21 protein-coding genes are annotated in these 19,110 nt (G+C 55.8%); 9 read left to right on the top strand and 12 right to left on the bottom strand.

Annotation, left to right across the window (positions count from 1 at the left end):
- Nucleotides 1-3 precede the first annotated feature (3 nt).
- The 5 genes from J2S31_RS01570 (at nucleotide 4) to J2S31_RS01590 (ending at nucleotide 4,353) form a co-directional block, all read left to right on the top strand.
- Entirely contained in the window at nucleotides 4-588 is a 585-nt protein-coding gene (locus J2S31_RS01570; RefSeq protein ID WP_237097293.1) for a D-sedoheptulose-7-phosphate isomerase, read from the top strand.
- Between the two features lie 35 nt (nucleotides 589-623).
- On the top strand, nucleotides 624-1,439 hold the full coding sequence (locus J2S31_RS01575) for a glycosyltransferase family 2 protein (RefSeq protein ID WP_237097294.1): 816 nt from the start codon (nucleotides 624-626) through the stop codon (nucleotides 1,437-1,439).
- Between the two features lie 52 nt (nucleotides 1,440-1,491).
- Nucleotides 1,492-2,010, top strand: coding sequence for a hypothetical protein (locus J2S31_RS01580; RefSeq protein ID WP_237097295.1), 519 nt, complete (start codon nucleotides 1,492-1,494; stop codon nucleotides 2,008-2,010).
- Between the two features lie 4 nt (nucleotides 2,011-2,014).
- Nucleotides 2,015-2,545 (top strand): hypothetical protein, encoded by a 531-nt coding sequence (locus J2S31_RS01585; protein WP_237097296.1) that lies wholly within the window; start codon nucleotides 2,015-2,017, stop codon nucleotides 2,543-2,545.
- 119 nt (nucleotides 2,546-2,664) lie between these two features.
- Nucleotides 2,665-4,353 carry a B12-binding domain-containing radical SAM protein gene (locus J2S31_RS01590; protein ID WP_237097297.1) on the top strand — a complete coding sequence of 563 codons (1,689 nt, stop codon included), beginning with the start codon at nucleotides 2,665-2,667 and terminating at the stop codon, nucleotides 4,351-4,353.
- A 106-nt stretch (nucleotides 4,354-4,459) separates the two neighbouring features.
- On the opposite strand, the gene J2S31_RS01595 is transcribed toward J2S31_RS01590, so the two are convergent.
- The 3 genes from J2S31_RS01595 to J2S31_RS01605 all read right to left on the bottom strand — a co-directional run bounded on the left by J2S31_RS01595 (nucleotide 4,460) and on the right by J2S31_RS01605 (nucleotide 7,215).
- Complete coding sequence (locus J2S31_RS01595) at nucleotides 4,460-5,110, bottom strand: response regulator (protein ID WP_237097298.1); 651 nt, start codon at nucleotides 5,108-5,110, stop codon at nucleotides 4,460-4,462.
- Nucleotides 5,094-6,488 carry a sensor histidine kinase gene (locus J2S31_RS01600; protein ID WP_237097299.1) on the bottom strand — a complete coding sequence of 465 codons (1,395 nt, stop codon included), beginning with the start codon at nucleotides 6,486-6,488 and terminating at the stop codon, nucleotides 5,094-5,096. The genes J2S31_RS01595 and J2S31_RS01600 overlap by 17 nt, the downstream gene beginning before the upstream one ends.
- 505 nt (nucleotides 6,489-6,993) lie before the next feature.
- The gene (locus J2S31_RS01605) at nucleotides 6,994-7,215 is read right to left on the bottom strand and encodes a hypothetical protein (RefSeq protein WP_237097300.1); all 222 of its coding nucleotides are present in this window, start codon (nucleotides 7,213-7,215) and stop codon (nucleotides 6,994-6,996) included.
- A gap of 51 nt (nucleotides 7,216-7,266) precedes the next feature.
- Here J2S31_RS01605 and J2S31_RS01610 point away from each other — a divergent pair, with 51 nt between their 5' ends.
- The 4 genes from J2S31_RS01610 to J2S31_RS01625 all read left to right on the top strand — a co-directional run bounded on the left by J2S31_RS01610 (nucleotide 7,267) and on the right by J2S31_RS01625 (nucleotide 11,346).
- A complete protein-coding gene (locus J2S31_RS01610; RefSeq protein ID WP_237097301.1) occupies nucleotides 7,267-8,121 on the top strand; it encodes an SAM-dependent methyltransferase in 855 nt (284 codons plus the stop codon).
- Between the two features lie 106 nt (nucleotides 8,122-8,227).
- Nucleotides 8,228-9,781: a BCCT family transporter gene (locus J2S31_RS01615; protein ID WP_237097302.1), complete on the top strand. Its 1,554-nt coding sequence runs from the start codon at nucleotides 8,228-8,230 to the stop codon at nucleotides 9,779-9,781.
- A 198-nt stretch (nucleotides 9,782-9,979) separates the two neighbouring features.
- On the top strand, nucleotides 9,980-10,408 hold the full coding sequence (locus J2S31_RS01620; protein ID WP_237097303.1) for a GlcG/HbpS family heme-binding protein: 429 nt from the start codon (nucleotides 9,980-9,982) through the stop codon (nucleotides 10,406-10,408).
- A 119-nt stretch (nucleotides 10,409-10,527) separates the two neighbouring features.
- On the top strand, nucleotides 10,528-11,346 hold the full coding sequence (locus tag J2S31_RS01625) for a class I SAM-dependent methyltransferase (RefSeq protein WP_237097304.1): 819 nt from the start codon (nucleotides 10,528-10,530) through the stop codon (nucleotides 11,344-11,346).
- Here J2S31_RS01625 and J2S31_RS01630 read toward each other — a convergent pair.
- The 9 genes from J2S31_RS01630 to J2S31_RS01670 all read right to left on the bottom strand — a co-directional run bounded on the left by J2S31_RS01630 (nucleotide 11,336) and on the right by J2S31_RS01670 (nucleotide 19,039).
- Entirely contained in the window at nucleotides 11,336-12,832 is a 1,497-nt protein-coding gene (locus J2S31_RS01630) for a complex I subunit 4 family protein (protein ID WP_237097305.1), read from the bottom strand. The genes J2S31_RS01625 and J2S31_RS01630 overlap by 11 nt on opposite strands.
- 135 nt (nucleotides 12,833-12,967) lie before the next feature.
- On the bottom strand, nucleotides 12,968-15,148 hold the full coding sequence (locus tag J2S31_RS01635) for an NADH-quinone oxidoreductase subunit L (RefSeq protein WP_237097306.1): 2,181 nt from the start codon (nucleotides 15,146-15,148) through the stop codon (nucleotides 12,968-12,970).
- Between the two features lie 8 nt (nucleotides 15,149-15,156).
- On the bottom strand, nucleotides 15,157-16,626 hold the full coding sequence (locus tag J2S31_RS01640; RefSeq protein WP_237097307.1) for a complex I subunit 5 family protein: 1,470 nt from the start codon (nucleotides 16,624-16,626) through the stop codon (nucleotides 15,157-15,159).
- Nucleotides 16,623-17,000, bottom strand: a complete 378-nt coding sequence (locus J2S31_RS01645; RefSeq protein ID WP_237097308.1) for a cation:proton antiporter subunit C — start codon at nucleotides 16,998-17,000, stop codon at nucleotides 16,623-16,625. Before J2S31_RS01645 ends, J2S31_RS01640 begins: the two co-directional genes overlap by 4 nt.
- Complete coding sequence (locus J2S31_RS01650; protein ID WP_237097309.1) at nucleotides 16,993-17,445, bottom strand: MnhB domain-containing protein; 453 nt, start codon at nucleotides 17,443-17,445, stop codon at nucleotides 16,993-16,995. The genes J2S31_RS01645 and J2S31_RS01650 overlap by 8 nt, the downstream gene beginning before the upstream one ends.
- The gene (locus tag J2S31_RS01655) at nucleotides 17,442-17,972 is read right to left on the bottom strand and encodes a DUF4040 domain-containing protein (protein WP_237097310.1); all 531 of its coding nucleotides are present in this window, start codon (nucleotides 17,970-17,972) and stop codon (nucleotides 17,442-17,444) included. Before J2S31_RS01655 ends, J2S31_RS01650 begins: the two co-directional genes overlap by 4 nt.
- Nucleotides 17,969-18,268: a monovalent cation/H(+) antiporter subunit G gene (gene mnhG, locus J2S31_RS01660; RefSeq protein ID WP_237097311.1), complete on the bottom strand. Its 300-nt coding sequence runs from the start codon at nucleotides 18,266-18,268 to the stop codon at nucleotides 17,969-17,971. Before mnhG ends, J2S31_RS01655 begins: the two co-directional genes overlap by 4 nt.
- Nucleotide 18,269: 1 nt before the next feature.
- The gene (locus J2S31_RS01665) at nucleotides 18,270-18,536 is read right to left on the bottom strand and encodes a monovalent cation/H+ antiporter complex subunit F (RefSeq protein ID WP_237097312.1); all 267 of its coding nucleotides are present in this window, start codon (nucleotides 18,534-18,536) and stop codon (nucleotides 18,270-18,272) included.
- The gene (locus J2S31_RS01670; RefSeq protein ID WP_237097313.1) at nucleotides 18,533-19,039 is read right to left on the bottom strand and encodes a Na+/H+ antiporter subunit E; all 507 of its coding nucleotides are present in this window, start codon (nucleotides 19,037-19,039) and stop codon (nucleotides 18,533-18,535) included. Before J2S31_RS01670 ends, J2S31_RS01665 begins: the two co-directional genes overlap by 4 nt.
- Nucleotides 19,040-19,110 lie beyond the last annotated feature (71 nt).

The raw sequence follows: 19,110 nt of genomic DNA on the forward strand, positions 1-19,110 counted from the left end.
TTTATGCAGCGTATGGTTGAGGAGTATTTTGGCAATTTGAAAAAGGCGATGGACGGCATCCGCGTGACCGGCCAGAACGGAGAGGCTTACAGTTTTCCCGATGGCGTGGTGGCGGCGGTGGAATTGATCAACAAGCAGTCGCAGGCGGGGAAACGTCTTATGTTCATCGGCAACGGGGCCAGCGCTTCTATTGCCAGCCACATGGCGACGGATTTCACCAAAGCCGGCGGCAAGCGCGCCACCGCGTTCAACGACGGCGCGTTGTTGACCTGCATCGGCAACGACTTCGGCTACGAATATGTGTTTCAGAAACCGATCGAGTTCCTGGCCGATCCCGGCGACATCCTGTTCGCCATCAGCAGTTCCGGCAATTCGGAAAACATCCACAACGGCATCAAGGCGGCGCGCGAGCGGGGCTGTCACGTGGTCACGTTTTCCGGGTTCAAGGAGGAAAACCCGTTGCGGTCCAAGGGCGACCTCAATTTTTATGTGCCGTTTCCGGGATACGGCCCGGTCGAGGTTTTGCACCATGCGATCTGCCACTGCATCCTCGACACCATGATCATGAACCAGCAGGCCGACGGGTAGCCATTGCCTGAGGCACCAACCTGAGGGGGCAGGGGATGCCGGATACAGACAAATATATGGGAGGACATCCGACGCTCAGCGTCATCATGCCGGCGTTGAACGAGGAGGCGCACATCGCGCTCGCCTTGCAGAATACGCTGGATGCCCTGGACCACTTTTCCATTCCGGGCGAGATCATCGCCGTCAACGACGGCAGTCGCGACCGCACACCGCAAATCATTGAAGAGTTCATGGCCCACGACACGCGGGTGCGCGTGATCCATCACGACGCCCCGCGCGGTATTGGCGCCTCGTTCTGGGAGGGGGTGGACGATGCGGCCAACGAAATCGTCATCATGCTTCCCGGCGACAACGAAAACGATCCCTGGGAAATCATGCAGTACTTCCGCCTGCTCGAGCATGTGGATATCGTCATTCCCTTTGTGTACAACCGCGGCGTGCGCAGCGCCTTCCGCAACATTCTGTCGTTCGTGTACCGCAGTGTCATCAACTCCACCTTCATGGTCAACTTCAACTACACCAACGGCACCGTGCTCTATCGCAAGTGCATCCTGAAGGAGCTCGAATACCGGAGCGCCAGCTTTTTCTTCCAGACCGACATTCTGATCCGCGCGGTGAAAAAAGGTTACCTGTTTGCGGAAGTGCCGTACCGGCTGGGCCTTCGATTGGAGGGGAAATCGAAGGCGGTGTCGTACCCGTCGCTTGTGCGCGTGGCGCGGGGCTATTTGAAGCTGGTGCGCGATTTTTATTTCAGCAAGAAAAGCAAGGTGGACAAGGACGACTTCGTCGCGGGCAGTTCCACCTCGCGCCGGTATGCCACTGAAAACGTCCTGTACAAGGTCAAGAAGTGAGCCCGGTGCGGCCGCGACCTGTTTTTAACCCGTTTCCTTTAAATCCGTTCTCATGCAAGTTCTCGTCTGGGGTCTGGCGCTCCTGATTCTTGCCCTGGCCCTGCACCTCATCGTGTGGAAAATCCGACTGCCGCACCGGCAGACCAAGGTGCTGTTGCAGATCTTCTTCGGTACGCTGGGGGTGGGTTCCGCCGTATTGTGGGCGAACCCGGAGGCGTCCCTATTCGACGTCACCGCGCCCACGCGCTGGACGCAGTTCCTGCACATCGCCCTGTTGTTCACCGCTTTCACACTGGCGTACATGATCACCTACTCCGGGCTGGAAGCGGACAGCCCGTCGCTGGTGATGGTGCAGGTGGTCGCCGAGGCGGGCGAGCCGGGCCTGCCCGTGAAAACGTTTTTTGAACGCATGAACGATGATGTGCTGGTGAAACCGCGCCTGCGCGATCTGTTGACCGACAAGATGGCGGTGCTGGAGGACGGGCGTTACCGCCTGACGCCGAAAGGCCGCCTGATGGCGCGCCTGTTCGTGGTGTACCGGTCTTTGTTCAAAGCCGGGAAGGGAGGCTGAGGCGATGGTGACGGCGCGCGAAATCGCCCACGTTCTGAGCCCGGTGCTGTGCCTGGCGATCAATGTGGTGGTCCAGATCGCCGTGGCGCGGTGGGGGAAATGGGGCCTGCTCAAATCCGTGTACCTGGGCTTCGCCGCGGGCCTGGGGGCGCTGTTGGCCGGAGAATGGGTGATCGCCCAGGGATCGGGCCTGGCGCTTACCGATTCCGTGGCGCTGCTGTTTGTCAACGTCGCCACTTACGGCATGCTGGGCTACTGCTACTTTCATTTCATCAATCTGGGTGAAACCGCCCGGCGCATCCGCCTGCTCCGCGAACTGCACGAGGCGGGAGGGGTGCTGGCGCTGGAGGAGTTGCTCGGCCGCTACAACGCCTCGCATATGGTGGAAATCCGGTTGCAACGACTGCTCGGAACCGGGCAGATCGTGGAACGGGACGGGCGGTATTATATCGGCAAGCCGGTCATGCTGTGGATTTCCCAGGCGATTGTGCTGACCAAACGCATTGTTCTCGGAAAACGCAGTGAATTTGATTGAAATTATTCCGTTATCCTTTACTATAGGTAGACACATTCCTTAAGAGGTCAGGAGGGCGGCCTCGCAATCCCGGCATTCGTGTAAGTTCGAGCCCCCTATATACGAAAGGTTCCGAACCCATGCTGTTCATCAATCCGGCTTACGAAAAGTTCGGCGGCATGCTGTCCCGTTACATCCCGGTCGGCATTCCCGTATCGATTGGCGTCATTTCCGCGTATCTTCGCAAATACGGCGTGAAGAATATCCGTGTGGTCGATGAGGAAATCGAGACCATCACCGAGGACAACTTCCGCCAGTTCACCGAAGGTCTGGAACAGCCGCTGATCATCGGCATCACTGTGCTTACGGCGCAGGCGGGCCGCGCCTACGCCATCGGGCGCATGTACAAGGAAGCGTACCCGGACTGCACGGTGGTCATGGGCGGCGTGCACGTCACCGCTTTGCCGGAGGAACCCCTGCGCAACGGATCGGCCGACATCGTAGTGCGCGGCGAGGGGGAAGAGACCATGCGCCAGTTGCACTTCGCCCTGCGCGAAGGGGGCGACGCGTGGAAGAAAACCCGCGGCATCAGTTTTCTCGGCGACGACGGCGAACTCGTTTCCAACGAGGACAACGACCTGATCGACAACCTGGACGACGTGCCGATTTTCCCTTACGAACTGTTTGAGCACCCCAAATACGACATGGGATTCCTCACCGGAGCCCGAGGCTGTCCCTACAAATGCAGTTATTGCAGTCAGCGCATCCTCACCGGTCTGACCTACCGCTGGCACTCGATGGAGCGCATCATCGAGAACGTCAAGATCCTGGTCAACAAATACAAAATTGAGAACATTACGTTTTACGACGACATCTTCAGCGTCAACAAGCGCCGGGTGATCGAGCTGTGCGACGGCATTGTGGAAGCCGGACTGCACGAGAAGTGCGCCTTCGCGGTGCAGACCCGCGCCGACAACATATATGAAGAGATTCTGCCGGCGATGAAACGCGCCAATTTCCAGACCATCGGCATGGGCATGGAAACCGGCGTTGAGCGCATTGCCAAGGAGGCGAACAAGGACCAGACGGTGGCCCAGCACATGGAAGCGGTGAAGCTGTGCAAGAAGTACGGCTTCAAAGTGTCCTTGTTCATGATTTACGGCTTCCCCGGCGAAAGCAAGGAAGACCGCGACGAGTCGTGGCGGGTGGTCAATGGCGCGAACGTGGGCTTCGTCAAGTTCAACAACCTGATTCCGTATCCGGGCACGCCGATTTACGACGTGGCGCAGAAGGAAGGCCGCCTGCACATCCTGGAGGGCTGGCGCAATTTCAACAGCACGCTGTCGATCACCCGCAGTATCTTCGACACCATGCCGCTGGCCTACGTGCCGAAGGGTGTGACTGAGTTCGAGTTGAAGCGCGACATCATCCGCCGCAACCTGCAATACTACTTCCAGTGGAAGATCGTCAAATCCATCATGCTCCGCGACAAGGGCGTGGGCTGGGTTTCCCTGCCGCCGAACTGGTTGTTGAAACCGCGCGAGGTGGCGTCGCTCACCGGCATGGCGTTCATCCTGGGCACCAACCTGCTGTTCTCCATGTTGCCGCCGTTTGTAGGCAACGCGGTGTTCGCGTTTCTGAAACGCGGCCGCTCGGAAGCGGCTCCGAAAGATGTGAAGATGAAGGACCGTACCTTTCGCCGTGCGCGCGTGCCCAAGGACGCGCAACCCTCGGAGACGGAGCCTTCCGTTGCCGTGGCGGACAGCGAGTCGAAGGAACGGCCGCAACAGGGCCGTGCCGAATGGCTGCGGTGGTCCTCCCCCAGCTGATCCGGCTGGGTTCCTCCCCGATCTTCTTTTTCTCCGAAAATGATTGCCGCGCAGAAGGAGCGTTCACTTGCGCGCCTCGTACCCTCCCCCCTGGGAGGGGGGCGTTTCAGCGGACCAGCCCGCTTTTGAGCGCGTAGTGGATGAGCTCCGCGTTGTTCTTCATCCTCATTTTCTCCAGGATGTTCGAACGGTGTGTGCTGATGGTGGTGATGCTGAGTGACAGCTCGTCGGCGATTTCCTTCGTCTTCTTGCCGGAGGCGATCATGCAGAATACCTGGAACTCGCGCTCGGAAAGGACCGCGTGCAGGGGTTGCCCCTCCTTCTTGTCCAGTTCCTGAATCAGCTTTTCGCCCAGTGACGGGCTGATGAACTTGCCGCCGCCGGAGACCGTGCGAATGGCCTGCACCAGTTGTTCCGGCGCGCTGGATTTGGTGAGGTAGCCGGAGGCGCCGGCCTTGATCAGCCGTACACCGTAGTGGTCTTCCGGAAAGATGCTGAGGATGATGACGCCCAGGTTGGGATGGCTGTATTTCAACTGCGACATCACCTCCCACCCGCTTTTTTCCGGCATCTCGATGTCCATCAGCATGACATCGACTTTCAGGTTCTTGATTTTTTCCAACACCTCGTTGCCATGAGAGGCTTCGCCCACCACCTCCATGTCCGAGTTCTGCACGATGATGTGTTTGATGCCCTGGCGGACGACGGCATGGTCATCCACCACAAAGATTCGAATTTTATTAGGGTGTGTTTTCATACTGTTTCACTGGAATCACGGCGCGGACGGTGGTGCCGGACGTAGGGTTGCCTTCAATGGTCGTATCGCCATCCAGAGCGCGTGCGCGTTCCTGAATGCCGAGCAGACCGAGGGATTGCGAGTTGTACAACTGATGCTTCTGAATGCCGCGTCCGTCGTCGCAGATTTCCAGAACCACTTCGTTTTCTTTTTCTTCCACATGGATGGTCACGTTTTTCGCGCCGGAATGGCGCGCCACGTTGGTCATCGCTTCCTGGTAAATGCGGAACAGGGTGGTGGACAGGTTGCGCTCGAGGATGACCTTCTCCGGCGTGAATTTGACATGGCAGTGCATGCCCGTTCGCTTTTCGAACTCCGCCGTTTCCCAGCGTATGGCCTCGGACAAACCCAGCACATCGAGAATCTGCGGCCGCAGTTCCGTGGCGATGCGCTGCACCGACTGGATGGTGCTGTCGATCAACTGGCTCATTGACCGTGTGCGCTGGGGCACCTCGTCGGAACCTTTATTGACATCGTTGACCAGGCAGGCGAGCTCCATCTTGAGCGCGGTGAGCGTCTGTCCCAACTCGTCGTGCACCTCGCGTGCGATGCGGGTTTTTTCTTCCTCGCGGATCGACTGCAACTGGTTGGTCAGGCGGCGGAGCTGGTTGCCGTATTCGGTGAGCTTGACCTCCGCCTGCTTGCGTTCCTCGACTTCCTTTTCCAGGTTCAGGTTGGCCTCGTGCAGGGCGTGGATCCATTTGTCGCGGGAGCGCTCGAAACGGAACACGACCAGGGCCATCGACATCGACAGCAGAAACATGACCCCCATCAGCGTGATCTGCGTGACTTTGAAGTATTGCAGGTCCGTGGCCATCAGCTCCTGCAGGCGGTGCTTGATGCGGTCGGCCTTGCGGTTGAAGCTCAGGTACACCTCGTCGTAATACTTGTCCATGGGCGAACCGGCACCGGAGGTGGCGCGGTTGGACAGGCGCGTGTGGGCGATTTTGCGGAACTCCGCGATGTTGTTGCGGACCTCGCGTATCACGGCCCGGATTTCCGGGTCGTTGAGCGGCATGATGGTGCCTTCGGCATTCTGGCCGCCTTCCAGCATGGCGTCCGCATACCAGTCCGCCTGATCGAGAAAATCCCAAACCCCTTCCATGCTCTTGGTCTGGTCGCCGCCCAAAATTTCCTCCACCCACATGTGGGCGGCCACCACCTTCAATTTGACCTCGGTGTCGGCGTTGATGAGGGGAGCGTACACGGTATTCATTTCCAGCCCCTTCCAGAAACTGAAGCCCATCATGGCGAGCATGGCGATGCCCAGGAAAATATTGGCGATGGGAATCCACCAATGGGATGTTTCCAGTTTGACTTTGTAAATCCCCAGTTTCATGGCTAGAGATGGCGAGGCCGCCGGGCCGGAAAGGCCCAAAATAAACCGTTAGAAAATACCAGCCACTTTGTCGGGCGGCCGCAAGGACTTCTTCAAAACCATTGCAAAATCTTTAAAAACAGGTGAAGGGGCCGGTCCCGCAAAATGGCTGAAACTTGCCAAAATCATACCGCTACTGGCTTTCAATGGTACCAGACAAGTCACCGGTCACGTTAATAATTTCAAGTATCTCAAGGGGAGGCGTTCGCATGGCATTTCCGGTCGACAGGGTCTTGACAGGCTGATCGTCAAAAATATTTCTTTTTTAACGTGTTTCCGGTTGGCAACGGCACCGCGTCCCCCCGGGTGACCGCGCTTTATCCGAACTCCGGATATAAATGAAGGCCCCACAAGTATTCTAAAATAGGCGCATTGCAAGGCCCAATCCATCATTGTTTTGTTTAATTCTCGATAGAATCAATTCGATCGTAGCGGGAGCGACTCTGACTTCGTTTTCGAGGGCATTTCACCGTCCGTGAATACAATCCCGGCTCCCTTGCGGTTTTCTTTTCAGCGCAAGGAATTCCGCGTTAATCGCCTCATTCAAAAGCGGTTGGAGCCGGTTGCGCGGGGCGCACTCTGCCCCGCTTCCTTGAAAAATCAGCATCAAACCCATATAATTGGTTCTCACTTCTAATTTTTGTCCCACGCGCTTCTCCATCATGTCTTTGTGAATCGTGATTTTCACACGACCCAATCGAAATCGCGCGTGAGCGTTCATTTATCTGGGGGATGCACAATGAGCAGTTTGACCAAAAACGATACGGCCACCGCGGTGGAAAAAGCGGAGGAGTATTACGACAGTTCCAACGCAGACGAATTTTATTTCAAAATCTGGGGCGGCGAGCACATCCACATCGGCCAGTACAACTACGATGAGGAGCCGATCGGCATCGCCAGCAAACGCATCGTGAACCACATGATGAGCCTCCTGGATCTGAATATATTCAAGCGGGTTCTGGATCTCGGTGCGGGGTACGGCGGCGGTGCGCGCTACCTCGCAACCCAGCGCGGGTGCCATGTGACCTGCCTCAACCTCAGCGAGACACAGAACAACCGCAACCGGGAATTCAACAAGGAACGCGGGCTCGACCGCCTCGTCGATGTCGCGCACGGCAGTTTCGAGGAAATTCCGTTTGAGGACAAATCGTTCGATGTGATCTGGTCCCAGGATTCGTTCCTGCATAGCGCCGACCGCGCGCGCGTGGTTTCGGAAGCGTACCGCGTGCTGAAACCGGGCGGCCTGTTCATCTTCACCGACATCATGAAGAAGGACGATTGTCCGGACGACGTGCTCGGTCCCATCCTCGCGCGCATTCACCTGTCCACGCTGGGATCGTTCCGGTTTTACTACGACGAAGCCAGCAAGCAGGGATTCCGCCTGAAACGGATGGAGGACCATTCGAATCAGCTCACCCGGCACTACAGCCGCGTGCGCGACGAGACCCTGAAGCACTACGACGAAGTGGTGAAGCTGTGCGGACAGGACTACATCGACCGCATGCTGACCGGACTCGGCCACTGGGTGGACGCGGGCAAAAGCGGCCGCCTGGCCTGGGGCATCACCCTGTTCGAGAAACCCGCGGCTTCGTGAGCGTGCGGTTTCATTCGAGCGCCTTCCGTCATTCCACCGTCCCGGACACTCCCAAAACGAAGCCTTTTCGTTCCGGTGGACTGTGGGCGGGGATTGAGGTCCCCTCATGAAACAGGAAATCCCGACCCGGCCGCTGTGGTTTTTCACGCGCACGAATCCACCCGTGTTCGTGAGCGCCGCGGCCATCATGTTTCTGTTCATCCTGTACGGTACGCTGTTCACCAAAACGGCGCAGGATGTTTTCGCGGCCGTGCAGACGTTCATCACCGGCAATTTCAGTTGGGTGTTCACCATCACCACCTGCCTGCTTCTGCTCTTTGCGCTGTTTCTGCTGTTCAGCCCGTACGGGAAAATCCGGCTGGGCAAAGACAGCGACCGGCCGGAGTTCAGCTTCGCCACGTGGTTCGCCATGCTGTTCAGCGCGGGCATGGGCATCGGCCTCATTTACTGGAGCGTGGCGGAACCCATCAGCCATTACAAAAACCCGCCGATCAGCGTGCCGGAAACCGAGCGCGCCGCCGAGCAGGCCATGCAGTTGACGTTCTTCCACTGGGGCCTGCACGCCTGGGCGATCTACTGCATCGTCGGCATGGCGCTGGCGTACTTCGCGTTTCGCAAAGGACTGCCGCTCACCATCCGCTCCGCGTTTTACCCGTTGCTCGGTGACCGCATCTATGGTCCGTTCGGGCACGTCATCGATATCTTTTCCGTCGTCAGCACCATGTTCGGCGTGGCGACGTCCCTGGGGCTGGGAGCGATGCAGGTGAACTCCGGCCTGCATTTCATCGCCGGCGTGCCGCAATCGGTGTGGGTGCAGGTGACGCTGATCGCGTTCATCACGCTCATCGCCACGGTCTCCGTCATGCTCGGATTGCACAAGGGCATCAGCCGACTCAGTCATTTCAACCTGTGGGTGGCGGGTCTTTTTCTCCTGTTCGTGTTTCTCACCGGGCCGACGCTCTACATCCTCACCACCTTCGGCACTACGCTCGCCAACTACGCGCAGAATTTATTCGTGCTCAGCGTTGCCAGCGAAACCATGTACGACGTCAAATGGCGTTCGAGCTGGACGACGTTTTACTGGGCGTGGTGGATCGCCTGGTCGCCGTTTGTCGGCATGTTCATCGCGCGCGTGTCGCGCGGCCGCACCATCCGCGAGTTCATCCTCGGATGCCTGCTGGCGCCATGCCTGGCGACGTTTGCGTGGCTCAGCGTGTTCGGCGGCACCGCCATTCATCTGGACCTGGTCGAAGGCGGAGCGATCGCCGAAGCGGTGGACAAGAACGTGAGCACCGCGCTGTTCTTCATGCTGGAGTCGTTGCCGCTGGATGCCATCACCGCCACCATCGCCACGGTGGTCATCATCACCTTCTTCGTCACCTCGTCCGACTCCGGCAGTTTTGTGATCGACATGATCACCGCCGGGGGTGACCCCGATCCGCCCAAACTGCAACGCCTGTTCTGGGCCGTCACCGAGGGCGTCATCGCCACCGTGCTGTTGATCGCGGGCGGGCTGAACGCGTTGCAGACCGCCGCCATCACCACCGGCCTGCCGTTCGCCATCGTGCTGATCGGCCTCATCTACGGATTGCGCATCGCGCTGCTCAACGAACGCCGCGCCCAGAAACGGGAGCAGGCCATTCGCGAGCAGGAAGCCTGAGGCGCCTAGGAAAACCGGCTCCAACCCAGCTTTTTCCAACCCCTTAGGTTGCGCCGGGCATAGGAAATCCCTCACTGTTTTTTCAGCCTAAAAAACCTTGAAGTTTTATACCGTGCCGATACAATTTAACTGGAACTTGAAAAAGAATCGGCAATTCATTCCCCCCCTAGATCTGAATTGTCAGGAAAGGACACCCACATGGCAGAGCTAAAGAGCTACAAGGATCTCGACGACGATTCCGCGCGGCATATCCTGCGCACCGCCACGGCGAAAGCCCGTGAACTGGACGCGAAAATGAACGTTGCCGTCGTCGGCGCGGACGGGCACCTGAAGGCTTTCTTCCGCATGGAAGGTGCGTGGATGGGAAGCATCGACATCGCCATCCGCAAGGCCAAAACCGCGCGCTATTTCAACATGCCCACGGGTGAGATCGGCAACATCAGCCAGCCCGGCGGGTCGCTCTACCAGATCGAGCACAGCAACGGCGGGCTGATCACCTTTCCCGGCGGTGTGCCGCTGAAGACGAAGGATGGGGACATCGTTGGCGCCATTGGCGTGTCCGGCGATGCGGTGGAAAAGGATCACGAAGTCGCCTCCGCAGGCGCGCAGTACCTGCTGAAAAAGTAAGTCCGCAGGCGCGGCAGACGATGCCGTAGGCAGTAGAAGTAAGGGATACAACGGGCAGGCGCATTCTGAGGGGGGTGCGGCCGCTGTCCAGTCCTGTAAGATTTGAGGGGGGAAATTTTATGGAATCGCATTGGGCCCTGCCGGAGGGCAATCCTTGGTCTACGCCGTTCGCGCACGCCTTGTTGCACCATCTCGACCTGTTTCCCGGTGCGCGGGTGCTGGACATCGCCGCGGGCGGGGGCATTCCTGCGTTTTACATCGCCGATCAAGTCGGGCCGCAGGGGCATGTGCTCGCGGTGGACATCCACCATCCGCAGGTTTTGCGCACGCGCGGCATGCAGGGCACGCGCATGCCCTGGCTCCAGTTTGAAGTCGGCGACATGCGCCACCTGCCGCCCAACCTGCCGAAGTTCGACCGCATCACCGGCAACATCGCCTTCATGTTTTTCCGCCCGGACCGGCCCGCCGCACTCAAAAATCTCGTGCAGTTTTTAAAGCCCGGCGGGCAGATCGTCCTCACCTGGCCCACCAAGGGCACCTTCGATTCCCTGTGGCGGAGAGTGGAACAGGAGATGCAGTCGCGCGCCCTCACCGCGGAACTCGAGCGCTTCCACGATTACCTCGACGAACGGCCGTCCACGGACGACGCGCGCGGCTGGTTGTGCGAGCTGGGAATGGAAAATATAGAGACGGTGGAGTGGCCGCTGGAGATCCAGACCGGACCCGGCAAGGAGTTCCTCGATCATCCGCTACTGAGGAGCGGGTTCCTGGACGACGTGTACGAATGCTTCGACGATCAGGAAAAGGCGGAAGAATTCATGCAGACCATCGCTGCCGATCTCGACGGCTTTCTTCCCCTCACCGCCCAGAGAGGAGTGGTGAGCGGGTGGATGCCTCTGGAACTGCACGGGAGGGATAGAGGCTTGTTCAGGGGCTGATCTGAAGTGAAGACGCTTTATCGACCTGCAGTCCTGTGGTTTGCTCAATGAGGTGAATCACACTCGCATCCATCGTTTCCATCAAGGGTGAGGGATACAAGCCAATGCCCAATATCAGGATGGCCAGTGGAATCAGCGTGGCCAATTCGCATTTCGATAAATCCGGGAGCGCTTTGGCGGCTTTCGTCGAAGGCTCTCCCAACGCCACCCTTTGGAGCATCCACAGCATATAGGAGGCGGCCAAAAGAATCCCGCCGATAGAGATGAAAACCATGGCAAAGCTGACATAGGAAGTTCCCACCAGGACCAAAAACTCTCCAATGAAATTGCAGGTGCCGGGCAGGCCAAAGGCGGCGACCGAAAACAAAAAGAACAAGGCAACAAACCGCGGCATGGTTTTATGCAGGCCGCCGTAATCGGAAATCGCCCGGCTGTGCATGCGGTCGTACAATTGCCCGACAGCAATGAACAAGGCGGCCGTCGTGATTCCGTGATTGAACATTTGCAGGACGGCCCCCTGGATGCCCTGACTGTTGAACACGAAAATTCCGAGAGTCACAAAACCCATGTGGGAAACGGAAGAATAGGCCACGAGCTTTTTAAGATCGGACTGCGCCAGGGCCATATACCCACCATAGATGATGGCGATGACCGATAACCACAAAATATACGGGGCGAAAATCTCCGAAGCCCCCGGGAACATCGGCAAGCAAAAACGCAAGAACCCGTATCCTCCCATTTTCAGCAGAACCCCCGCTAGGATCACACTGCCAGCCGTCGGCGCTTCGGAGTGCGCGTCCGGGAGCCAGGTATGAAAGGGAACCATTGGCATCTTGATGGCAAAAGCCAGAAAGAACGCCAGGAATAACCAGAACTGCGTGTCGGAAGAATAAGTCTGCCCCGTCAACACCAGCAGGTCGTAGGTATGCCCGCCCTCAAGATAAAGACCCAGTATTCCCACCAGGAGCAGTAAGCTTCCTGTCAGGCTGTACAAAACGAATTTGAGCCCGGCGGCAATGCGATTCGGCCCGCCCCAGAGGATGATCATGAAATACATGGGAATCATGGTGAGTTCCCACAACATGAAAAACAGGAACAGGTCGAGGGCGGTGAAGACCACGATCATGGCGCCTTCCACCAACAGGATCAGCGAGAGGTAGGCTCGTACTCGCGTTGTGATTCCCGTCCACGAGCAAAGGATGCAGAGTGGACAAAGCAGGGCGGTGAGGATCACCAGCAAAATGCTGATGCCGTCAACACCGACCGCATACTGAATGTTGAACGTGGGCATCCATTCCACCCGTTCCACAAACTGCATGTCTTTCAGGCTGAAATCAAAATTTTTCCATAGGATCAGGGAAAGGAAAAATTCCACCATTGTGGCGCCGAAGGCAATTCGCCGAATCGATTCGTCATTACGCACAAATCCCAGAATGACGATTCCTAAAAATGGAACGGCAATCATCCAACTGATCAGGTTATCCATCAATATGGCCATTTTAGAAACCTCTATTCCAAGAAGGAAGCGGGCTTGCGGTTTTCAAGTCGGTACCGGAAACATGATTGAGGATGTTCATAATCGGATCCATTGTTCATGACAGAAATACAAACCGAAAGCTCATTAAACCAAGAAGTACAGGAGGGCTGTCATTGCCCCCAACCAAAATATCATTACCAGCAATTGACGCTCGATCGTGCGGGATTCCATCTCCTGCAGTAATTGACCCGCGGTATTGACCTGTCCCGCCACGCGCTCCACTTTCTGATCCAGCATCCGGATATCGACAATTCGCCACAATAACCTGGCGAAAACGACAGAATAATTCGCGATGAAATGGATGAAACGGTCGATCACCCGCATGTCAACGATTTGCCACAGCAACCTGGCGAATGACACGGAGTATGTCGCGACGGAATGGATGAATTGATCGATCACCCGCATGTCAACGATTCGCCACAGCAACCTGGCGAAAGATACGGAATAAGTCGCGATGGAATGAATGAAACGATCTATGAGCCTTAAGTCAACAATACGCCACAGCCAGTGTGCGAGCCGAACGGTTGGCGTGACCAGATAAGCGTCGTAGATTTCATCAAAGTAGCCTTTATTCCAAAACAGGACATACAATCGATGGACTGTTGCATTTGCTCTCGAGGCCTGATGTCGAGGTCGAATCTGCGTTGAGTAAGCATAGGCCCACCCCGCCACTGCCACGCCAAGGGAAACCGCAAGCCACACTGGAAAGCCAGGCTGGGCGGCACCCTGGTCTGCCGTGATCCCCGGAAGGCCCAGGGCCGGAGCCAGAAAGTTGGCGAACCACTCCCAGGTCAGAGTCAACAACCCACCGGCAAAAACCGTAGCCAGGAAAAGACCGGCCAGAAGGGGAACATTCAAAAACCGTGGCTGGACGGATTGCGTCCGCAAACCCTGCTGTCCCGAAGCGGGCCAGTACGTCTTTGGACCGTGAGCAAACAGCGAAGCGACGCCTTTAAAAATATATTGAGAAGCCACAAACACCGTGACCAAGCCGATGACCTTGAATCCAATCGTGGCGGAAGCGAACCCGGTAACTCCCCACAGGTTTTCATACGAACCGGAAAACAATACGAACGGTGGAATCAGCGCCAGCAACAAGGCCCCGCCATGCAAGCTCCCCATTCTTTCAGGGGCAGGGTGTTTATGGCCACCGTGTTCAAGGTGTCGTTCCACGGATCGCAACGCATTGCCGGTAGATAGAAAAAAGTATGCTTTGTAGCAGCCGTGGGCCAGGAGGTGAAAAATCGCAACCGCAAACGCGCCCAATCCACAGGCCATCACCATGAACCCGATTTGACTGATTGTGGAATAGGCCAGGATCTTTTTGATGTCCGACTGAGTCAGGGAAACGATTCCGGCAAATACGGCGGTCGTGGCGCCAATGATTGCAATGAACGCCATGGCGGATGGAGAGAGGGCAATCAGCGGGCTCAGGCGCACTAACAAAAAAGGCCCCGCATTCACCATGGTAGCGGCATGAATGAGTGCCGATACCGGCGTCGGCGCTTCCATCGCAAAGGGCAACCACACGTGAAACGGCATTTGCGCGGATTTTCCCATGGCCCCCATAAAGAGAAAGAAGGGGATGAGCGTTACAGGATGGATGTGAAGATCCAATCCCATCCACGCAAGGATGTTGACGGTGTGGTCCTGCATGCCTTCAGCCTGGGCAAGAATGGTCTGGATATCGAGGGTGCCAAAGGTGAAGAAGGTCAGAATGATGCCAAAACTGAATCCGACATCCGCGACCGCGTTCACGAGGAAAGCCTTGGTGGCGGCCCGGCAGGCGGAAGGCCGCTCCGCGGCATGAGAAATTAACAGATAAGAACAGATTCCCATCACTTCCCAGCTAACCAGTGACATCAGAAGGTTGCCACTCATGACCAACAAAATCATGGTGGAAGTGAACAACGCAATGATGGCGAAAAAGCGATTATATCTGGGCTCGCCTATCATGTAGCGGGAAGAATACACATGCACAATCGCGCTCACTCCGGTGACCAGGAGCAAAAGCAGAACCGTCAGTTGGTCAACAAACAGGGTTAGGTCAATGGTCAGGGAACCGGATTGAAAGAGGCGATAAAGGGAAATCGTAAACGGACCATTTCGCAACACATCAATGAATGCGGCGACGGATAAGCCGAAGGAAAGGCCGATGGCGGGAATCCCGATCCGGTGACCGCTTTCACCCCAGCGGCGCCCTCCAAGCAGAAGAATGAGAGAAGCCAGGAGAGGAAGCAAAGGAATGAGAACAAAAAGAGTCATTCTTTCCCTCAAAGATGCGGTGGCAGAGCCTGGTTCAACAAAAGCTGAACAATAGGAGCGCTGAAGATACCAAGAACCATGATCGCCGCAGACGTGACTCCCAGAGTCAGTTTGAATGAAAAGGGAATCTCCCCCGGTGGAACGTCCAATGGAGTTGCAGGTTGGCGGAAAATGCGCTCAAACAGTTTGACGAAATAAGCAAGCGTCAAGAGGGTGGAGAGCACCACCGCCGCGACGGAAACATAATCTTCCGCTTCCAGCGCTCCGAGAATGATGTACCATTTGCCAAAAAATCCGCCCGTCGGAGGCAGGCCAATCATGCCCAAAGCCACAACGATCAAAGATCCGGTAATCCATGGAGTTTGTTTTCCAATACGCCCGAGGTCGTCAATGGTTTTGACCCCATAAAGAAAAAACGCCACGCCGGCCAAAAAAAACAAGGCCGCCTGCATAACGGCATCGTTCAATAAATAAAAAACCCCTCCGGCAAATCCGGTTTGATTGCCTTGGGCGATTCCGATGAGAATGATGCCGATGTGTGAAATCCCGCCATAAGCGAACATCATTTTGATATCGCGCTGGGCCAGGGCCAGGCTTGCACCTATGACCGCCGCCAAGGCGCCGACCACCGCCACCAGCAACAGAATCGGGAGGGTGTTGATAATCATGGATGCGTTAAAGACCCAGAATATGATTCTGATCCACACCAGGAGCGCCACTTTTGTGACGAGTGGGGCTAGGATGGGTACAGCGGACTCGGGCGCATGGGTATAGGCTTCGGGCATCCAGGCATGAAACGGAACCAGGGCCATCTTGATCCCCAAGCCAATAAAAATGAAAAGCAGTCCGCTCACTAAAGCTTTCGAGCTCAGTAAATGAGAAAGCCTGTCAGCCATGTCAGCCATATTCAGTGTGCCGCCCAATGCATAAAGGTAACTCACTCCCAGAAGGTATAGGGAACCACCCAGGGTTCCTAATATGAGATAGCGGAAGGAGGCGAACAGCGCTCTTCCGCCAGCAACACCAACAAGTGCGTAACTCGAGATGGAGGCGACTTCCAGAAACACGAAAATATTGAATAAATCCCTGGCGAAAACAATGCCGGTCAGAGCGGAAACCAATAGCAAAATCATCGTGTAGTAATGAACAATTCGGCCGCCCAAAGCCCTTGGGGCCGTTGATCCGGCAAACAACACACCCAGCAAACCCAGGACACTCAATAACACCATGATGACACTTGAAAGGCCATCCGCCACCCACTCAATGCCAAGGGGTGCGGTCCAGCCACTGAACATGTACCGCACCTCTCCGTGATCAATCACGTTGTGGAGGTTCCAGATGGAGACCGGGACCATGATCGTGAGCACTGCCACGGAAATGGGCCAGCTCCAATGACGGTGTCGCAGGCACACCACCGGCATCGAAATAGCGGCAAACAAGGGGAGAAGAAATAAAATTGCGGGAAGTTGGTGGCTCATTCTAATTTCTCAAGAATTTTTTCTTCGTCCAGGCTTCCATACTTTCTGTAAATTGCCGAGCACAGAGCCAATCCCACGCCCTGGATGGCCACGCCCACCACAATAGCCGTCAGCGTCAAGACATGAGGTAATGGGTTCACATAAGTTGCCGCTTGCACCGGTTCCGTGGTTGATAAGAGCACAGGAACCGTCGCTCCCTTCTTCGCACTGATAGACACCAGGAAAAAAATCACGCTGGTTTGCACCAAATACATCCCGATCAATTTCTTGATGAGGTTGTACCGCGTAATCATGATGAAAAAGCCCCACAGGAAAATGATGACAAAGGTCAAAAAGTTGGGCCGCTGGAAAACCGCGAAAATTGCATCAACCATTTATTGAATCCTCGATGATCTCTTCAGCAGACAAACTGAAAACAATGGAGACGGCCGTTACCATGACATCCACCGCCACACCGATTTGCGTCAGGACGATTCCCAAAGATCTGCGTGAAGCTGTTTCAAGGCCTGGGATTTGCAGATTCGCGTAATTGAGAAACTCTCCACCTCCAATCATGCATAAGCCCCCCACCCCCGCATAGATCAGCATCCCGATTCCATCGCCATGTAAAATGCTTTTGCCAAATTGGCTCCGGGACGCATCATGGCCGAAAATCAAAACCGACAAGATCATCCCCGTGCCCAGAATCACCCCGCCAACAAACCCTCCGCCGGGTCCGTATTGACCGAAAAACAACACGTACAAACCGAAAATCTGAACCACCGGAATGAGAAAGCGTCCTAAAGTCTGAACGATAATGCTGTCGTGTGGCCGTATCATTTGGCATTCCTCCTAAGCAGTAAGGCGCAAGCAATGCCCGCTGCAAAAATCACCACGGTTTCGATCATCGTGTCGAGCGATCGATAGTCCATCAGTACCGCAGTCACAACATTCGGAGTGTGGGCGTCCTGATAGCTCTGCTCGAGATAGATCGGAGAAACATGAGCGCTTGCTGGAGAATTCGGGTCCCTGAATTCCGGAAGGTCGTTCGCGCCATAGAGCAGGAGAACCCCCAGAAGAGGAAAAACAATCAGCGTCGTCAAAGAGGGGGGAGGGCGTCGAAGGCGCGTGTCCTTGGGCGCGGTGCCGAACAGGGTCAATAGAAAAAGAACCGTAGCCAGCCCGGCCCCTACGACGGCCTCCACAAAGGCGACGTCCACAGCGCCAAGCAATCCCCAGACCAGCGACAGGAAAAAACTATAAGAACCCAGGAGCAGAACGGCGCTCATCAAATCCTTAACCAGAATGGCGCCGGCGGCGGTCACAATCAGAAGAAGGAGCAGAAGAATTTCATATGAAAAGGTCATGAGGTCTCCTTTTTCCAGGGTTTTAAGCCAGATCGGAGAGCGGCGCGAACCGTGGCATGCGCAATGACCGGATTTTGAATGTACAGCAGGGCCAGCACCACCAGGATTTTCAGCGAATTTTTGTCCGGCCCCTCATGAAAGGCGATTCCAACCAAAACCAGAAATGCCCCGAGAGAGTCTGTCAACGATACGGCATGAGAGCGGCTGAACACATCGGGCAATCGAATCACGCCAATTGCGGCGACAATCAGAAAGAATGATCCCGCGACTATAAAAATAATGGAAAAAATGTCCATGCTAATGATGCCCCCGTTGTTCCAGATATTTGGCCACGGCAAGCGCGCCGACTAAATTCAGCAGGGCGTATCCGGTCGAGATGTCGATGAACATATCGACTCGTTCAAAATACATTCCAATGACAATAAGCAAAATGATTGCCTTGGTGGAAATGCCATTGAGACCCAGCACGCGATCGAAAATTGTGGGCCCCTGCAGGACACGGTACAGATACGCGCCAATGAGAACGGCCAGCAACACCAAAACACTGAAAAGAAAAATTTTCATAAATCCGGTTTTTCGTCTTTGAAAATATCCGCAATTCTTGATTCGATCAGCTTGCTTGTAACATCTTCGCCTGAAACCTCGTCCACCGCGTGCACAATGAGGTTGTTGCGATCCACCTCTACGGTAATGGTTCCAGGGGTTAATGTTATGGAATTGCCAAGGAGAACCACCGCGCCGTGGTGACGAAGGTTTGATTCCACATAAATCAAACGGGGTGAAATGGGAAGCGCGGGGTGAAGAATGAGCTTGGACAAGTGAAGACTGCTCTGAAAGATTTTGTAAAAAAGCCATGGCAGGTACAGAAGGATTCGGTGCCATATGCGGAATTTCGGAACAAAGGGGGAGTGGCCCGCATTGATCCAGGCTACGGCGAAGGAAAGGGCCAGCCCCAAGCCAAGATGAATCCAGTCAAAGCTGGCAGACAGCAAAATCCAAAACGCAAAGAGCGCCATGGTTTTAAAGAACAGGAATCCAGATGATATGGGCCTGGGTCGAATTATCATGAAACTATCCGATACGGGTTTGTCCGATGAATATCAGTCCATTCGGGTTTTTGCTGTGAAAAACCAACCAG

It is taken from the genome of Nitrospina gracilis Nb-211 (assembly GCF_021845525.1).
GTDB lineage: Bacteria > Nitrospinota > Nitrospinia > Nitrospinales > Nitrospinaceae > Nitrospina > Nitrospina gracilis_A.

What these genes read in the sequence shown, in the direction of transcription:
- J2S31_RS01665 (WP_237097312.1), bottom strand. Translation starts at nt 18,536, where the DNA reads ATGAAAATTTTTCTTTTCAGTGTTTTGGTGTTGCTGGCCGTTCTCATT.
- J2S31_RS01615 (WP_237097302.1), top strand. Translation starts at nt 8,228, where the DNA reads ATGAAACAGGAAATCCCGACCCGGCCGCTGTGGTTTTTCACGCGCACG.
- J2S31_RS01580 (WP_237097295.1), top strand. Translation starts at nt 1,492, where the DNA reads ATGCAAGTTCTCGTCTGGGGTCTGGCGCTCCTGATTCTTGCCCTGGCC.
- J2S31_RS01625 (WP_237097304.1), top strand. Translation starts at nt 10,528, where the DNA reads ATGGAATCGCATTGGGCCCTGCCGGAGGGCAATCCTTGGTCTACGCCG.
- J2S31_RS01595 (WP_237097298.1), bottom strand. Translation starts at nt 5,110, where the DNA reads ATGAAAACACACCCTAATAAAATTCGAATCTTTGTGGTGGATGACCAT.
- J2S31_RS01585 (WP_237097296.1), top strand. Translation starts at nt 2,015, where the DNA reads ATGGTGACGGCGCGCGAAATCGCCCACGTTCTGAGCCCGGTGCTGTGC.
- J2S31_RS01570 (WP_237097293.1), top strand. Translation starts at nt 4, where the DNA reads ATGCAGCGTATGGTTGAGGAGTATTTTGGCAATTTGAAAAAGGCGATG.
- J2S31_RS01620 (WP_237097303.1), top strand. Translation starts at nt 9,980, where the DNA reads ATGGCAGAGCTAAAGAGCTACAAGGATCTCGACGACGATTCCGCGCGG.
- J2S31_RS01640 (WP_237097307.1), bottom strand. Translation starts at nt 16,626, where the DNA reads ATGAGCCACCAACTTCCCGCAATTTTATTTCTTCTCCCCTTGTTTGCC.
- J2S31_RS01590 (WP_237097297.1), top strand. Translation starts at nt 2,665, where the DNA reads ATGCTGTTCATCAATCCGGCTTACGAAAAGTTCGGCGGCATGCTGTCC.
- J2S31_RS01635 (WP_237097306.1), bottom strand. Translation starts at nt 15,148, where the DNA reads ATGACTCTTTTTGTTCTCATTCCTTTGCTTCCTCTCCTGGCTTCTCTC.
- J2S31_RS01600 (WP_237097299.1), bottom strand. Translation starts at nt 6,488, where the DNA reads ATGAAACTGGGGATTTACAAAGTCAAACTGGAAACATCCCATTGGTGG.
- J2S31_RS01630 (WP_237097305.1), bottom strand. Translation starts at nt 12,832, where the DNA reads ATGGATAACCTGATCAGTTGGATGATTGCCGTTCCATTTTTAGGAATC.
- J2S31_RS01575 (WP_237097294.1), top strand. Translation starts at nt 624, where the DNA reads ATGCCGGATACAGACAAATATATGGGAGGACATCCGACGCTCAGCGTC.
- J2S31_RS01645 (WP_237097308.1), bottom strand. Translation starts at nt 17,000, where the DNA reads ATGGTTGATGCAATTTTCGCGGTTTTCCAGCGGCCCAACTTTTTGACC.
- mnhG (WP_237097311.1), bottom strand. Translation starts at nt 18,268, where the DNA reads ATGGACATTTTTTCCATTATTTTTATAGTCGCGGGATCATTCTTTCTG.
- J2S31_RS01670 (WP_237097313.1), bottom strand. Translation starts at nt 19,039, where the DNA reads ATGATAATTCGACCCAGGCCCATATCATCTGGATTCCTGTTCTTTAAA.
- J2S31_RS01610 (WP_237097301.1), top strand. Translation starts at nt 7,267, where the DNA reads ATGAGCAGTTTGACCAAAAACGATACGGCCACCGCGGTGGAAAAAGCG.
- J2S31_RS01655 (WP_237097310.1), bottom strand. Translation starts at nt 17,972, where the DNA reads ATGACCTTTTCATATGAAATTCTTCTGCTCCTTCTTCTGATTGTGACC.
- J2S31_RS01650 (WP_237097309.1), bottom strand. Translation starts at nt 17,445, where the DNA reads ATGATACGGCCACACGACAGCATTATCGTTCAGACTTTAGGACGCTTT.